We start from the raw sequence: 15,674 nt of genomic DNA, 5'->3' as shown, positions 1-15,674 counted from the left end.
TGCCTATCCATTACCTATCCACATGAGCGGCGGGGGCTAAAATCCCCACCGCTCAAAATAGATAAGTACGAAACGTTATCATCAAGTTAGGAGCATGATATTTATAGCAGCGCATCTTAAATTCTGAGCTGAGCTGCTATGATTATGTTTAACCTCACTATTGCTCGAAAACCACATTGACGGTTCTGTCGATGATTTGCGCGCTGTGCTTGGCCACCAGATCGCCGCCGCTGGTATTAAAAATGTTTTTGGCGATAATCTGATCCATTGCAGCCACCACCTCCGCCTCGGTCAAGGTATCTTTGGGGTTGTCCAGCGAAATTGTGGTACGGGTTCCCGCCTGGTTAATGAAAGACATCTGTAAAGTTTGCGTAGTAGCCATATGAACACCTCCTTTCCCTGCTTAATTTTTTGATTACCCGGGCAATCGATTAACTAAACTAATCTGCCCTCGCCAGCCAGCCGGATGCCGGTATCAGTTGCCGGTAAATTTAGCGTTTGCCTGGTAGTCATGATTAATGCGCCGCGTTTTATACCCAACGCCGTTTACATTGAACAAAAAACTAAACTACCTCTTCCAACACAGCACTATCCACGCGCAGCACCGCCATCAGGGTGTGCTCCTGCAATTGGACCAGGGCCTGAGCCACATCAAAAATATCCTGATCTAAAGCATCGGTTTTAACGTTGCTGAGGCTCTTGGTGCGGTAAATGGGATCACCGTCACCGTCCAGCCCGGTTTGAAACTGCATACGCAGTACCGTACCGCTGGGAATTTTTTCAACCGCCATTTATTTCACCTCCTTTCAATGCTTACTCTTTAAAATTGAATTCCTGTACAACTTTCCCTGTAACCGGTTGGTCTGCACCTTCTTCCGCAAAGATCAGAAATTCATCATAGCCTGCATCGCCTGCTTCATTCATGCATACTCACTCCTCCTCACTTTTTTTGATAATGCCCTTCACTAACTAGCCAATGAGAAGGATGGTTTGGTAACTGAATTTATATAAAAAACTTTCTCAGCTTGTCCAACACCTTTTTATGCCTTTTAACCACGGTCACATGGGAAACATTATTTTCCCTGGCCACTTGTCTTACCGTGCGGTTTTTATAGTACAGTGCCTGGATTAGCTCTTGTTCCTCACGGTTTAGTTCTGCCAAAGCGTTCTGCAAGATTAGGAGGTTTGCTTTATAGCAGATAATGTCTTCAATCATTTGGTTATCTGCAAAATCCACTCCCTGTTCCAATAACCGGTTCATGGAATCCTCTTTACTAGGAATAAAAGCAGCCGTTTCATTGGCAGGATCAATTTCAATGCGCCCAACCTTAATATCCCTTTCCATGTACCTCTCACGCCTGGCCATGCGGTAATACTCCTTGTAAACCTCCTCACTTACGGGTACCAACTCATGGCCAATTTTAACGAATCTGGTCATTTTTCAATCTCCTCCTTTGTTTTTGGGGCCGAGGAGGAGTCAAAACTGAAAAAGGCAAAAAAAATAGCCGCATAACTGCTGAACGTTTACTGTTCAGCAATTATGCGGCCTGGGTAATTCATTTGATTCCTCGCTCGGCAGGAAACAGGGGGACGGTTCCAAGGAAGCACCCCCTTGCTTCAAAAGGGTAAAAAATAGCCGCTCCGGCTAGAAACGTTAATAGCTCCTAGCCAGAACGGCTAATTTTTCCGTTATTATTGGGCATATTTACCACTATACTGATTATATTTCTCTTGAACTTCCATTACACTTTCGTTTGACTGTTAAGCTGCTTTTATTTACCTGTCACCGCAGTTTTGCTATCTGTTATATCGTATAGCACAGACCGTTTCTCAGCTGCACAGCCTCCATCTCCGCCTAACATCCAGACATCTCTGAGGGATGGCAGTATATATCCCCAAAGAATAACTCCCATCAGATTAATAGCCTTTTTCTTATAGCGGTAATAAGTTGAAGGTGAAATATGATATTTCCTCCGGATTTGATCATCCGTTAATTTCTTCTTGTTAATGTAGCTGCTGGTTATGATATTAAAATAGATCTCTCCGTTGTCCGGATGGGTCCTTAGCTTTATCAAGGCCTTGTCCACAATTTCTATCATGCTTTTGGACTCTGCAATGTTCATAAGTCTTTCTTCAATAGCTTTCTTATCCTTGATGCCATCAAAATAATCTAAACCAAAGGATAAAAAGTCTACTAAATTGGTAATGCGTTTACTTCCAAATTCATAAGCGGCATCATTAACTTCACAGATAGCCTCTTCCACCCGCCATACTACCTTTCGATAGATCATCAGAAGCAGCTTTGTCTGGTGAAACTTGTAATCATCTTTTTCTTTTTTAATCAGGTTATATAAAGGCTGCATTTTAAATACCCCCCTTCTCCCACCTTTTATGTTTTTCAATAAATACCCTTGACATGCGAAGTTTATAGAACTATAATGAATTTATCTTCACAAACACAGGTTAATTGTAGCAGTTTTAGGAAGTTTAGTCAAGAAGTTTTATTAACTTAAATAATTTTCAGCAGAAAGGAAGCTTTATATGAAAAGTTTCTCAGAAAAATTAAAAGATGCTCGTGAAAGTTTGGATATGAGCCAGGCAGAACTTGCCCGGAAAGTAGGTCTTTCTCAACGTTCCATCACTGCGTATGAAAATGAAAATACAATCCCCAGAGGAAACACAATAAGAAAGCTGGCCCGTGTGCTTAATGTTTCTATTGAATATTTAATGAATGACGAGGAAACCGATCCACAAGCAAATAAAGATAAAGATGCCTTTATGGACATCGTGCGTGAGAATTATGGCAGCAAGGGAGCTAAAGAGGCTGAAATTTTGCTTGAACAGAACAAGGCTTTGTTTGCAGGCGGCGATTTGAGTCAGGAAGCGAAGGATGCATTTTTTGAAGCACTTATGGTAGCTTATGTCACTTGTAAGGAAGAAGCAAAGAAGACCTATGGCCGGAAAAAAAAGCAGACTAGCGTGTGAGATTGGATAATCGTTTATCTTCGGAAGGATTTGAGGTTACCATGATGGGAATTGATGTTATAAGTAACGAAGTCAGGAAAATAAAAAGGAAATACTCTGAAACGAATCCCGTTAAACTGTGCCAAAATATGAAAATCTCTTTGCTGCACCAGCCTATGGGTTTATTTGAAGGAGCCTGTAAAGGATTTTATTTACAGCAATCACGCAAACAGGCCATCGTCATTAACAGTGACCTAGATGAACAATTCCAAAGAATAATTTTAATGCACGAGCTAGGACATGCAGTTTTACATAGAAAATTACCCGGCGTGAAAAGTTTTCATGATTTTACGTTATTTGACCAAACATCTCTTTATGAGTATGAAGCCAATATCTTTGCTGCTGATTTCATATTAGATGATCAAGAAGTATTAAGAATGTTAAATGATGATATTTCATTTTTTGCTGCCGCCAATACGCTGTGCGTCCCGGCGGAGCTACTTGATTTCAAGTTTCGCATCTTAAAGAGAAAGGGTTATCAAGTAATAGATCCTCCCTTAAACGCCAGGGCTAATTTTTTAAAGAATTACTGATTAATTAAAAGTTTATCGCCAACTGAAAAAATTGAGCTTGCCTGAAGACTCAATGAGCAAGTTAAAAAGTGAGAGCCAGCCCCCTGTTGGTAGTTGTTGGAGATGGCGCAAGCCAGGCCCAACAACTACCTTCACATTAAGTAAGCAATAAATAGGCTGGCAATTCCAAAATAAATGGTAAGCGATAAAATGTCATTCAACGTTGTTATTAAGGGACCGGAAGCAATCGCGGGATCAATATTAAATTTATACAAAATAAGTGGAATAACCGTCCCAGCCAATGTTCCAATGATTAAAGTCATTACCAGTGAACTGCCCACAACCAGACCCAGAAAGGGGTTTCCCTGCCAGATGAAGGCAATAATCGCAATAAGAAAACCACAAATAATACCTATGATAATACCTACCTTTAACTCTCTCAGGATTAAATGAAAAATTAATTTTTTATCAATATCCCGCACGATAAGACCTCTTACCACAACAGCAAGAGACTGTGTTCCCGTATTACCTGTCATTCCAGCAATCATCGGCATAAAAAACGCTAAGGCTACAACTTTTTGCAAAGTTTCCTCAAAGCGGCTTATAATAGTGCCGGAAATCAGTCCAATAAGCAGGAGCAAAATGAGCCAGGGCAAACGCCGGTAGGCAGCAACAAAGGATTTAGTATCAAAATCAATGGCTTTACCTGATGCAGAAAGTTTTTCAATGTCTTCCGTAGCTTCACGAATGACAATATCAATGACATCATCAATTGTTACAATCCCCACCAGAACATTGTCCTTTTCAACCACTGGAACCGCTAAAAAATCGTATTTTTCAATAATACTGGCAACTTGTTCCTGATCAGTATCCACTGTAACAGAAATCACACGCTCAAACATAATGGTCGCTATTTTCTCATTTGCATCGGCGAGAATTAAATCTCGATACGAAACCACTCCTATTAATTTCTTATTATCATCAATAACATATAAGTAATTTATGCTTTCAGCTATTTCGGCAAATACTTTTAGTTTGTCAACAGCATCCCGGACTGTATAGTAATGACGTATCCAAACATAACGATTGGTCATTATTCTTCCGGCGGTTTCGGGCGGGTACTTCATTAAATCTTGTACAGCCTTGGATTCTTCTTGTTTCATACCGGAAAGAAATGCTTCTTTTTTGTCAGGAGCTAAATCTTCAAGCAGATTAGCCAAATCATCATTATCCATTAAATCCATGACTTTGACGGATTTTTCAAGGCCTAATTTATTTAAAACGTCTAGTTGTTTTCCTCTTTCAAGCTCCTGCAGCAAATCAGCCAATTGTTCCGTTTCAAGAAAGATCAAGAAACGGGGACGATGTTTTTGAGGCAGATTGTTATATAATTCCGCGATATCATAAGGTTGAAGTTCATTCAATATGGAATGAACTTCAACCTTATTTGCTTCCTTTATGAGCTTAATAATTTGAATGGTACTTTCATCCTGTGCTAAATTATTAGTCATTTTTCACTTCCTTTTACTAAACAAACATTAAAAGCAAATCCTTATAAAAAGAAAAGTATACATTCTAACCCTTAGGGACGGGTATATATATAAAACGGAGGGTTATGATGAACTCATTTATAAGGATTACTAATCATATTTTTACTGCAACTATTGTATTTTTTGTATTAGTTATCATTGCACTTATTGTTGATATATTAAAGATTAGTAAATAATCCGCTTAAACAAGAACACCATTTGGTTGATACGCCAATCCATCACTGCGTCATTTTACATTATTAACAAAACGCGGTGGAAAAATGAGTGATAAGCTGAAGGGCTAGGAAGCACGGGGACGGTTCTTCCCTTGGTGCAGTAAATCGGATCACCGTCGCCCGCAAAATAACCGACAACATTCGAAAATAATCGTAATAGGAAGTTATTCCGCAATAATTTAGTTTATTTCAGCAAAATGGCCTTTGCATTATCCTTCTTTATTTTCCAATATAGAACAAAGATGGTATACCAGTATACCAAGGAGGGCGAGATGTAGTTTGAAAGACAGCAGCTTAACCCCGGTCAAGCTGATGCCCCATCCACAAATAAGGGATCAGGTAGCCGCATGACTTTTATTATTAGTTCCATATTTGCACAGTTGCTGCAATATAGAACGTTATAGCGCTATAAAATTTAACAGTGCATCTTTTATAAAGATATATTTTAACTGAAAATTACCGCTATTACAAAAGTGTGTTTGGCACGAAAATTGCTATGTAATTATGGTGTGGGCAGTATAAACCCAAATAAATGATTTTAGGGAGGTACAAAATGAAAGCATTTAGAGTGCCGAAGGATATTGTATTTGGCTGGGGTGCATTGGAATATTTAAAACAAGTTAAAGGTGAAAAGGCGTTTATTGTTACTGACAAGGTTATTGAAAGTTTAGGTTTTGTTGATAAAGTTAAAGGCTATCTTGAAGAAGCAGGATTACAAACGATGGTATTTAGCGAAACCGAACCGGACCCTTCCCGTGATACAGTAGAAAAGGGTACCGTTTTAATGAGAGAATTTAAACCAGATTGGATTGTTGGGTTAGGTGGCGGATCGTCCATAGATGCTGCTAAGGGAATGTGGGTGCTATATGAATATCCAGATCTTACATGGGATGAGGTATTTGGTATTGTGCCGCCATTGCGTAATAAAGCTCGTTTTATAGCCATTGCAACTACTAGTGGTACTGGTTCAGAAGTTACTTGTGCTTCCGTTATTACTAACCGTAACGTAGAACCACATGTAAAAAATGTAATTGCAAGTACAGAAATTAGTGCAGATATTGCTATTACAGATCCAGAGTTAGCATCTCAAATGCCTCCTAAAGTAACTGCAGGTACTGGCATGGATGTCTTGACCCATGCCATTGAATCTTATACATCAATTGCTGCTACTGAAATTGATAAGGCCATTGCTTTAAGAGCTATTCAAATGGTATTCCGTAGCCTGCCCAAAGCCTATGCTGATGGTAGGAACCAACAAGCCCGTGAGGATATGCATACCGCCTCTTTAATGGCAGGTATGGCATTTACTAACTCTTTCTTAGGAATAGTTCATAGTTTAGCGCACCAATTAGGTTCTCAATATGGTATTCCGCATGGAGCAGCAAATTCTCTTATGCTACCATACGTAATTAAGTTTAACGCCATTGCAGTGGCCGAATCATATGTGGAAATTGCTGATGCGCTAAATATTAAATACGAGGATAATAGAGATGCAGTTGAAAAATTAGTGGAAGCAATTTTCCAATTACAGAAAGATGTAGGATTACCTCAAGTTATAAAAGATGCAGGCGTTGATGAGAATACATTCTTTGAAAGATTAGATGCAACAGCCCAAAATGCTTTAAATGATATTTGCACATACTGTAACCCAAGGGTGCCAAATGTTGCAGACATGAAACAACTTTATATACAAGCATTTGGAAAGTAATTGGCTAATTTAGTAATTAATATTACAAATCTTAAAAGGCTGCAGAAAAATAAAGACGCTATGTGATTTTAGAAGTTTTTAGTCTACAATGTAAGCGTCAAAACGTACCCACATAAATTTAAGCTTAATTTATAGGAAAATCTTCCTCAGAATACAAATTGGAGGAAGATTTTATTTTGACGTGAGCTGAACGGCAAAATAAATGGGAGAATCTTATAGCCGAATATCGGGCCATCGGACAAAGTGCCAAAGAATGGTGCGCGGCCAATAATCTAAAGCCCAAGCGGCTATGATACTCTGGCTTCGCAGAGCTAATACCAAGCTAGGCCCAAAACCTCCCGAGCACTTCCCGCTGGATAGCCCAAGTCAGACCCGAAAACTACCAAACAGTTTACCTTGATCAATTGCACCGCCTACGACACTGACCTATCATGGAAGCAAGGGGACTGTTCTTCTGCTTAATTAGAAGGAAGCAGGAGAACAGTCCCCTTGCTTCCCTTGGTGCGGTAAAACGGATCACCGTCGCTCGCAGAATAACCGACAACATTAGAAAATGATCGCAATAGGAAGTTATCCCACAATAATTTAGTTTATTTCAGTAAAATGGCCTTTGCATTATCCTTCTTTATTTTCTAATATAGAATAAAGATGGTATACCAGTATACCAAGGAGGGCGGGATGTAGTTTGAAAGACAGCAGCTTAACCCCGGTCAAGCTGATGCCCCATCCACAAATAAGGGATCAGGTTTTCCAAAAATTACGGCGAGCTATCATCACCGGGGAGTTAAAACCAAATGAACGGTTAGTTGAACGCACACTGGCTGAACAACTAGGTGTCAGCCGCACACCAATCCGGGAAGCCATTCGCATGCTGGAACTGGAAGGGCTGATATCCTATCTGCCGAAATTGGGCGCGGTGGTGACCCAGGTAAGCAATGAAGAAGTACTGGAAATTTATCGTATCCGGTCAGTGCTGGAGGGCCTGGCAGCCCGCATGGCTGCGGAAAACATTACCCCCGCTGCTACAAACGAACTGATGAAAACGTTGGGGGAGCTTGAAAGAGCCGCCGAACAAAGGGATTTAACCGGGTTAGAGCAAGAACACCGTCAATTTAACGATATCATTTATCAAGCCGCCGGCAGTCCCCGATTATACGGCATGATCACCACGCTGGTGGATCACATCCAGCGCTATGCCCGGGTGGGTTATAGTCAACCCCAACGTATTGAAGAGGCTACCCGGGAACACCGTCGGCTAGCGGAAGCCATTAAAGCTCAAAATGGCGCATTAGCTGAGCAGGTTGCCCGAGAACACATTGACAATTCTAGAAAGGCATATTTTCAAACGCTCGCCAACCGACCGATTAAAAGCCACCAGACCCCAAAGGTCGATTAAACGGGAGAAAAAAATAAAAGGGGAATGATCATGGAGATTGCCATTGTTCTTATAGTAGGTATCATTGCAGGGTTTGTTAACGTGGTGGGCGGCGGCGGATCGCTAATTACTCTGCCAGTGTTGATACTTTTGGGTCTGCCGTCGGCGGTGGCCAATGGCACCAACCGGATTGCGCTGATGGTACAAAGTATAGTGGCCATTGGTTACTTTAAAAATAAAGGGTACTTCTACCCAAAACTAAGTGTAATACTGGGTATTCCAGCGCTAGTTGGTTCCATTTTGGGAGCCAAGTTTGCCATCTCCATGTCAGATGCACTATTTAACCGTGTATTAGCCATTGTAATGCTGGTGGTGCTGGTATTAATAATCCTACGACCCGAGAAATGGTTTTTATCCGAAGAAAAAGGTGAGGATTTAAGTAAAATACGTTTAATTGCCGCCTCAGCGGTATTTTTCGCAGTCGGGTTTTATGGTGGGTTTATTCAAGCCGGGATTGGATTTATCATAATCTCAGCGCTGGCGTTAATCACCGGCATGTCTCTGGTAAAGATCAATAGTTTAAAGGTAGCGGTAACGCTGATTTACATGTCTGCTTCAATGCTGGTATTCATTTTTAGCGGTAAGGTCGATTGGGTACTGGGCCTTGCATTGGCTGCCGGGAACGCCCTGGGCGCTTATCTGGGTGGTATATTCACGGTATCCGGCGGTGACAAATGGATCCGTATCTTTTTAGTGGTCACGGTATCCCTCATGTCCGCAAAGCTCTTGGGTATACACAAAATTTTATTCTAGAAATATAAACTATTACGGCCCTTAAACTGTTGAACGAATTAAGGTGCCGTTTGTCCCTAAACTCTTATCAGTACCTCCGCCATGCTTATTGATTTAGAAACGAGAAACATCGTTGAAAAACAAAAGATTAACATAAGATTGAAATTTACCTTTTTTACCAAAAACAAGGACCGGACACCTAACTTATTGGCGGTGACCGATCCTTTTTTGCCCTAGTTAAGCTCTAGATTACATTCTACCCGGCAACAATAGTGCTATTTGTGGTATAGCCATTACAAAAATCATAGACAATAGGTAAATCACCATGAAAGGCCAACACCCTTGGATAACTATTCCTTGAGTGCTAGGTAAACCCAAGGACTTTGCTACTCCGTGTATAGCAAAAAGATTTAATCCTACAGGTGGTGACAACAAAGCTATCTCTATAGCCATAACCATGATAATTGCATACCAGATCAAATCAAACTGATACATTATTAATACGGGCAGGTAAATTGGTAAAGTGATTAGCATAATAGACGCACCCTCCAGGAACATCCCCAATACTAATAATGTTAACAACGAAATCGGTATAAAAACCCACCCGCTCATACTACCGGCAAAGATTTCAGTCAACATATGGGATAAACCTATCTGAGTAGCGGCGTTACCTAACAACATCGCTCCACATATGATAAACATTACCATTACCGAAGAGCTTGATCCTTCCTTTAGAATGTGAATAATATCCCGCCATTTGATTGTCTTGTAGACTCCCATGCACACTATAAATGCCCAGAGGATGCCAACGGCTGCTGTTTCCGTAGGGGTAGCAATGCCTGTGTACAGGGGCACAACAATACCAAACGGTACTAGTAAAGCCCAGATTCCATCCATAAAAGCTTCCCAACGTTCTCTCCAAGAGGCAGCTTTAGCTACCTTCACACCCTTTTGTCTGATATAGGCAAACGCTACATAGATAGTAAATAATATCACAGTTACTATCCCGGGAATCACTCCTGCTGAAAGGAGTTTACCAACTGATTCTCCGGAAAAAGCACCATAAACTATCATTGGCACACTTGGAGGAATTAGTATTCCAAGAGCTCCGCCCGCACCGACTATCCCCAGGCTCAAAGGTAGGCTGTAACCATATTTCTGTAGGTCAGTAAAGGCAAAGCTTCCGACCATAGCGGCAATAGCAACACTAGTACCGCACATAGCCGCTAATACAGCGCACGTTAAAATCGTTGCAATACCTATCCCCCCTGGAATGTGGCGCAAGAAAGCGTCAAAAAGTCGAAATAGCTTTTTGCCAACTCCCCCCCGGGCAAGTATTACACCCATAATTATATAAAGTGGTATAGCCAGAAGTATAAAGTCATTAAGTGTATCCGTAAAAACCTTAGCTCCAATAATCAAGGAATTTTCACCAAAAACGGCATAGAGGCCAACCAAACCACTTACACCAAGTGCTATGGCAACGGGTGTACCTATAAACAACGTTACCAGCATTAAAACAATTGAAATTAAAAATATCGTTTCCATATATGCAAAACACCTCTATCATGAATCAAACCATAACCTTTTCAATAGCTGGCTCCGGTTCATATCCTAAAATTTAACTTCACTTTTATAAAATTCCCTATTCTATTGGTGAATGCGATACACATTATCTTCAGATTTAAGCCCTGAAATATGAGTAATTATTTCCATTGAAGCCTCCAGTGCAAATAAGAACATACCTAGAGGTACAGCCAGGTATAACAAATAAACCGGGATATTTAGCAAAGGAGTAACGCCACCACCTTGAAACTCTAGTAGTGTAAGCTGCAATCCATGCCAAATTATAACAATACAAAAAATCAAACATATAAAATTTCCTACTATAAGTAATCTTTTTTGATTTTTTTCGCTTAGCAAACGCAGCACGATATCTACGCGTATGTGTTTTTTTTCACGCAATGCGTATGGAATTGTTAAATATACTGCCCAAACAACCAATATGCCCGAAATCTCTTCAATTCCTATGGAGCCTAAACCTAAGGGGCGAGTAAATATCTGGTACAGCGTTATAATTACTATAAACCCCAATAGCAAAGCCCCAATTGTATGTGCAAAATAGGATAACGATCTTAAAAAGGAAAGCATACCCATGATAACACTCCCAGTTTTATGTTTCTCATATCGATATTACGGTTGTTTTATCTCATCTTAATTATTTCATCTGCTATTTTTCTTGTTTCGGGATCAGCTTTATCCAATGTCTCTTGCCATACTTCCTGACTAAGTTTATCCCAAGATTCTTCCTCTTCTTTAGTCAGCAAAATAACCTCTTTCATCACACTTTTCATTTCCGGTAATAGTTTTTCATATCTATCCTCGGCTATAGTTACGCTTTTTTCCTGCATTTCCCGGCCCGAATCCACCAAAATTTGTTGTAAGTCAACGGGTAGACTATCATAAAACTTTTTATTAATTATTATAAGGTCTACGGTCTGCCCCATTTTTGTTATAGTATAATATGGTGACACTTCATAAAATTTTCTATCTAAAACGTGGGCAAAATTATTTTGCAGCCCACCGTCAATAGTTCTCCTCTGAAGTGCCATGTACATTTCAGCGCCAGAAATATAAGAACTACTTGCCCCAACTTTTTTCAGTAAAACCGCCTGTATACCTCCCGTTGTTCTAAATTTCATACCTTTCATGTCACTAGGAACATGTATCGGCTTATTGCTTATTGTACCTGTGGTTTCTACCGGCCAGTATAGCCAACTTAATACCTTCATGTCATTTTCCTCAACCCTGGACATGAGTATATTACCAACATCACCATTTATTACATTGTGCATATGTCTTGTAGAGGTCATTATTCTAGGAAATACTAAAGGCTCGAATTCTGGTATTAAGTTTTCGAAAAGAAAATTATATGTAGCTCCCGCCTCAATTACACCACTTCTAACTGCTTGAATTAAATCCGGATCTTTGTAGAGCTGGGCTGAAGGGTACATTTCTATTTTTAAGCGACCATCGGATTTTTGCTCAACCAGATCAGCCCATTCCTGAATTTCCAAAGCCATAAAATGTTCCTGGGGAAGCCCGTGGTTGAGACGGATTTTGTATTGTTCTTCGGCTTGCTGCTGATTTGAATTTACCTGTGTACCCGATTTGTTATCCTGCCCACCACAGCCATATAAAAAAGTCAGTGAAATTAGAAACAATGTTAACGTTGCTAAGATAGTAAATTTTCTTGAATTCACTATATTACCTCCCTCTCTCGATTAATTGAGATTTTCTTTTGTTGCCCCAATCATTAACACAATTATCTTAGTCCCCCCTTCATTTTGTTTGAAAAATCTTTAGGCAATTGTTATGCCTCAGGTTTTATGTGCAATATCTAGAATGTAAATTATAAAATATTTATTATTTTAAATTTTCTGTTAATTATTTTAACACTTAACACTTTACCTGGATATATCTTAAATAGTCGAAAGGGCAAGTCTTATTTTAGACCAATGTAGTTAACATACAGCGAGAGTCAGTCCCCCGATTTAAGATCGTTAAATGCACAGGCATACCGTGTAAGGTTATGGGAATGATATATCATAGGCCAGTTGCAAAAGCCCGCTGCCGGCCTCATCTAGCTGGCAATACTCCTTCATTGTCCCAAATTTCAGGATATGGTATAATGTTTAAACTATTAATATGTCTATTAGTGATTTAAGATTAAGAAGGTGTATTAACCAATGAGCCGCTCTGCAGAAAGATTATAAAACGAAGCGCAAAGCCTAATTAAAGAGGTTCCTATTGATAAACTGAAGATTCTAATTGAGTTCATGGAATTTCTAATTGAAAAAAAAAAATTTGCGTCCCTTGGACGATCATCTAACCAACCCAATTTATGATGATGAACCTGAATCTAAAGAGGAGCAAACTGCTGTAGCTGAGGCACGAGAGGATATTAAAGAAGGCCGCATATGCTTACTAGACAGCTTGGAAACTTAATGATAAAATGTATTAAATTTAATACTTCCGTTAATATTTCCGGGTAACCCCAAGCCATTACTTGGGGGGATAATAGGGAACCAGGTGCAAGTCCTGGACGGTCCGGCCACTGTAAATAGAGAGCCTCTTCCGAAAACCACTGTCCGGCATTTAGTTGGGATGGGAAGGTGGAATGCAGGCAATGACCTATGAGTCAGGAAACCTGCCTGGAAAATGAACATTACCTCCCGAGGAGAGGAATAAGTGTTTACTTCACATTATGTGTACAGGTAAGTGAAGCTGAAACATAAAGCCTTGGTTCTTTGGAGCCAAGGTTTTTATTTTTATTGTTAAAACATTTTTCAGGTGTTGCCGCTTGAGAAGCCGGCATCTTAAATCGGTTTTCTTTGTTGTAAAGGTATGGTATCCCAAAAAAAAGTACAAACTTGGGGCCGCAAACCTGAGGACAGCAAGCCCGGGCCTGTTCAGACAAACCACATAAGTATAAAACGGATTTATTGTTTTATACAATGGGGTTGGTTGAACTATGGCTTGCTTGCGGTCGGCATGACAAAAAAGCTCCCGCGATAGCGGGGGCTTTTGGTTTTAGTGAAGCTGAACTAAAACAAAGGTAAAGGTTATGGATAAACAACTAACAACTGACCGTCAAAAAATTTTTGAAATTGTTAGAAACAAGCACTGTAAAGCTAAAATTACCGGAATGGTTTTGATTTTCTTGCTGGTGGTTACCGCTCTGGCTTCAGTAAATCTGGGCAAGGCGGATATTAGCATAACCGATGTTGTTTCAATTGTGGCAGGAAAGATTGTAGGAAACGCCGAGTATTACAGCCACATCGGCGATGCCCGGGTAGCCATTGTTTGGGACGTAAGATTACCCAGGATATTGGCTGCTATTGTGGTGGGATGCGGGCTTGCCGTGTCGGGGGCGGTATTTCAAGCCATACTCATGAACCCCCTGGCTGATTCCTACACCATGGGGGTGTCTACAGGCGCTGCTTTTGGTGCCAGTATAGCTATTTATTTAAATATTTTTTCAGTTGTCGGCAGTAACCTGCCGGTTACAATATTTGCCTTTGGAGGTGCTATGCTGGCCCTGGGAATAGTTCTTTCCATATCCAGGGTGGGGGGCTATGTAACCCCTGCCAACCTGGTTATCGCCGGTATAATTGTCAGCTGCGTGCTGTCGGCAGCGATAAGTTTAATCAAAAGTATTTCCGGAGAACAAGTAGCGGCCATTGTTTCCTGGTTGATTGGGAGTCTTTCCGCCCGCAATTGGGGTCATGTTATATTTAGTTTCCCGGTTGTAATAGTTTGTAGTGCCCTTTGTTGTTATTATGCCGAAGACCTGAACATCGTCTCTCTTGGGGACAGGGAGGCCCGGGCTTTAGGGGTGGACAGCAGTAAACTTAGAAATATTTTTCTTGTTTGCGGGGCTTTTATAACTGCTGTTTGTGTTTCTATAAGTGGCATTATCGGTTTTGTAGGTCTTATTGTACCGCACATGTTAAGAATGATTGTAGGTTCCGATAACAAGATTTTAATCCCTTTATGCGGCCTGATGGGTGGACTTTTGCTTTTGTTTGCGGACACATTCGCCAGGTCGTTCATGAATGTGGAGGTTCCCGTGGGTGTTTTAACTACGCTTCTGGGCGGGCCATTTTTCTTTTATATTTTTAGAATCAGAAATAAAAATATTCAGTAGGTGAGTCATGGCTATGTTTAAATTGCATAATGTAAATTTCCAATATGGCAGCAAGATTGTGCTTAAAAATATTAGTTTTTCCGTAGAACCGGGGAGTTTTTACGGCATTATCGGGCCGAATGGTTCCGGAAAAACGACCTTGCTTAATGTTATGCTTGGTTATTTAAAGGCATCTAGCGGGCAAGTTGAGTTTAATCATAAAAATATTTTGGCATACAGGATTGAAGACTTGGCCAGGTACGTGGCCATAGTCCCGCAAAATGTAGAAATAAAATTTCCCTATACCTGTCTGGAAGTAGTAATGATGGGGAGAATGCCTTTTAAAAGCAGGCTCAAGGACTTGCCGCCACGGGACATGGATATTATTTACCGTTGCCTGGAATTAACCGATACACTTCAATTTGCTGACTGCTTAATTACCGAAGTTAGCGGCGGGGAAAAACAAAGGGTTATATTCGCCAAAGCTCTGGCCCAGTCTCCTCAAGTGTTGTTTTTAGATGAAGCCTTTTCCAATATGGATATCTATCACAGCGTGAAGTTGCTTAAGCTTTTGAAGAAACTGGTGGCAAACGAAGGGCTGACCGTAATATCAATAATGCATGATTTAAATTTTGTCAAAGCTTTTTGCCATTCCGTAATTATGCTTAAAAAGGGGGGATTAGTTGATATTGGAGAAGTCGAAGTGGCGATGAAGCCGGAAAAAATCTTTTCGCTTTTTAAGATCAGGGTGGCGGAGGCCGGGAAGAACGGTTTGGCAGTATTGCCGGAATTGTAAATGTGAACCAAGT

16 protein-coding genes, 1 pseudogene and 1 riboswitch are annotated in these 15,674 nt (G+C 40.5%); of the genes and pseudogenes, 9 read left to right on the top strand and 8 right to left on the bottom strand.

Features of this window, described 5'->3' with window-relative positions:
• Window positions 1-157: 157 nt before the first annotated feature.
• The 4 genes from DESGI_RS03340 to DESGI_RS03325 all read right to left on the bottom strand — a co-directional run bounded on the left by DESGI_RS03340 (window position 158) and on the right by DESGI_RS03325 (window position 2,363).
• Window positions 158-382, bottom strand: a complete 225-nt coding sequence (locus tag DESGI_RS03340; RefSeq protein ID WP_006520910.1) for a DUF2922 domain-containing protein — start codon at window positions 380-382, stop codon at window positions 158-160.
• A gap of 181 nt (window positions 383-563) precedes the next feature.
• Complete coding sequence (locus tag DESGI_RS03335) at window positions 564-791, bottom strand: DUF1659 domain-containing protein (protein ID WP_006520909.1); 228 nt, start codon at window positions 789-791, stop codon at window positions 564-566.
• A gap of 212 nt (window positions 792-1,003) precedes the next feature.
• Window positions 1,004-1,438 carry a sigma factor-like helix-turn-helix DNA-binding protein gene (locus DESGI_RS03330; RefSeq protein ID WP_006520907.1) on the bottom strand — a complete coding sequence of 145 codons (435 nt, stop codon included), beginning with the start codon at window positions 1,436-1,438 and terminating at the stop codon, window positions 1,004-1,006.
• A gap of 334 nt (window positions 1,439-1,772) precedes the next feature.
• Window positions 1,773-2,363, bottom strand: coding sequence for a hypothetical protein (locus DESGI_RS03325; protein WP_006520906.1), 591 nt, complete (start codon window positions 2,361-2,363; stop codon window positions 1,773-1,775).
• A gap of 178 nt (window positions 2,364-2,541) precedes the next feature.
• Between DESGI_RS03325 and DESGI_RS03320 the strand changes: the two genes are divergently transcribed.
• The gene (locus tag DESGI_RS03320) at window positions 2,542-2,985 is read left to right on the top strand and encodes a helix-turn-helix transcriptional regulator (RefSeq protein WP_006520905.1); all 444 of its coding nucleotides are present in this window, start codon (window positions 2,542-2,544) and stop codon (window positions 2,983-2,985) included.
• Window positions 2,982-3,557, top strand: a complete 576-nt coding sequence (locus DESGI_RS03315; RefSeq protein WP_245561143.1) for an ImmA/IrrE family metallo-endopeptidase — start codon at window positions 2,982-2,984, stop codon at window positions 3,555-3,557. The genes DESGI_RS03320 and DESGI_RS03315 overlap by 4 nt, the downstream gene beginning before the upstream one ends.
• A 131-nt stretch (window positions 3,558-3,688) precedes the next feature.
• On the opposite strand, the gene mgtE is transcribed toward DESGI_RS03315, so the two are convergent.
• On the bottom strand, window positions 3,689-5,047 hold the full coding sequence (mgtE, locus tag DESGI_RS03310; protein WP_006520903.1) for a magnesium transporter: 1,359 nt from the start codon (window positions 5,045-5,047) through the stop codon (window positions 3,689-3,691).
• 807 nt (window positions 5,048-5,854) lie between these two features.
• On the opposite strand from mgtE, the gene DESGI_RS03305 reads away from it, so the two are divergent.
• From DESGI_RS03305 to DESGI_RS03295, 4 genes and pseudogenes are all read left to right on the top strand, one after another.
• A complete protein-coding gene (locus tag DESGI_RS03305) occupies window positions 5,855-7,009 on the top strand; it encodes an iron-containing alcohol dehydrogenase (protein WP_006520901.1) in 1,155 nt (384 codons plus the stop codon).
• A gap of 200 nt (window positions 7,010-7,209) precedes the next feature.
• Window positions 7,210-7,302, top strand: a pseudogene (locus DESGI_RS26595) (IS66 family insertion sequence element accessory protein TnpA); the annotation flags it as partial.
• A gap of 392 nt (window positions 7,303-7,694) precedes the next feature.
• On the top strand, window positions 7,695-8,405 hold the full coding sequence (locus DESGI_RS03300) for a GntR family transcriptional regulator (RefSeq protein ID WP_006520900.1): 711 nt from the start codon (window positions 7,695-7,697) through the stop codon (window positions 8,403-8,405).
• 30 nt (window positions 8,406-8,435) lie between these two features.
• Window positions 8,436-9,197 (top strand): sulfite exporter TauE/SafE family protein, encoded by a 762-nt coding sequence (locus DESGI_RS03295; protein ID WP_006520899.1) that lies wholly within the window; start codon window positions 8,436-8,438, stop codon window positions 9,195-9,197.
• Between the two features lie 228 nt (window positions 9,198-9,425).
• Here DESGI_RS03295 and DESGI_RS03290 read toward each other — a convergent pair whose 3' ends face one another.
• The 3 genes from DESGI_RS03290 to DESGI_RS03280 all read right to left on the bottom strand — a co-directional run bounded on the left by DESGI_RS03290 (window position 9,426) and on the right by DESGI_RS03280 (window position 12,439).
• Window positions 9,426-10,724, bottom strand: coding sequence for a TRAP transporter large permease (locus DESGI_RS03290; protein WP_006520898.1), 1,299 nt, complete (start codon window positions 10,722-10,724; stop codon window positions 9,426-9,428).
• Window positions 10,725-10,826: 102 nt separating this feature from the next.
• Entirely contained in the window at window positions 10,827-11,333 is a 507-nt protein-coding gene (locus DESGI_RS03285; RefSeq protein ID WP_006520897.1) for a TRAP transporter small permease, read from the bottom strand.
• Window positions 11,334-11,380: 47 nt separating this feature from the next.
• Window positions 11,381-12,439: a TRAP transporter substrate-binding protein gene (locus DESGI_RS03280; protein WP_006520896.1), complete on the bottom strand. Its 1,059-nt coding sequence runs from the start codon at window positions 12,437-12,439 to the stop codon at window positions 11,381-11,383.
• 589 nt (window positions 12,440-13,028) lie between these two features.
• On the opposite strand from DESGI_RS03280, the gene DESGI_RS24305 reads away from it, so the two are divergent.
• The 3 genes from DESGI_RS24305 to DESGI_RS03270 all read left to right on the top strand — a co-directional run bounded on the left by DESGI_RS24305 (window position 13,029) and on the right by DESGI_RS03270 (window position 15,661).
• The gene (locus DESGI_RS24305) at window positions 13,029-13,184 is read left to right on the top strand and encodes a hypothetical protein (RefSeq protein ID WP_006520895.1); all 156 of its coding nucleotides are present in this window, start codon (window positions 13,029-13,031) and stop codon (window positions 13,182-13,184) included.
• 24 nt (window positions 13,185-13,208) lie between these two features.
• Window positions 13,209-13,408, top strand: a riboswitch (cobalamin riboswitch).
• Window positions 13,409-13,803: 395 nt separating this feature from the next.
• Complete coding sequence (locus DESGI_RS03275) at window positions 13,804-14,886, top strand: FecCD family ABC transporter permease (protein ID WP_006520894.1); 1,083 nt, start codon at window positions 13,804-13,806, stop codon at window positions 14,884-14,886.
• Window positions 14,887-14,899: 13 nt separating this feature from the next.
• Window positions 14,900-15,661, top strand: a complete 762-nt coding sequence (locus tag DESGI_RS03270) for an ABC transporter ATP-binding protein (protein ID WP_041284756.1) — start codon at window positions 14,900-14,902, stop codon at window positions 15,659-15,661.
• The last annotated feature ends 13 nt before the right edge of the window (window positions 15,662-15,674 follow it).

The organism is Desulfoscipio gibsoniae DSM 7213 (assembly GCF_000233715.2).
Taxonomy (GTDB): Bacteria; Bacillota; Desulfotomaculia; order Desulfotomaculales; family Desulfallaceae; genus Sporotomaculum; species Sporotomaculum gibsoniae.
The sequence above is the reverse complement of the archived record's forward strand: the minus strand, read 5'-3'. Positions and strand labels throughout refer to the sequence as shown.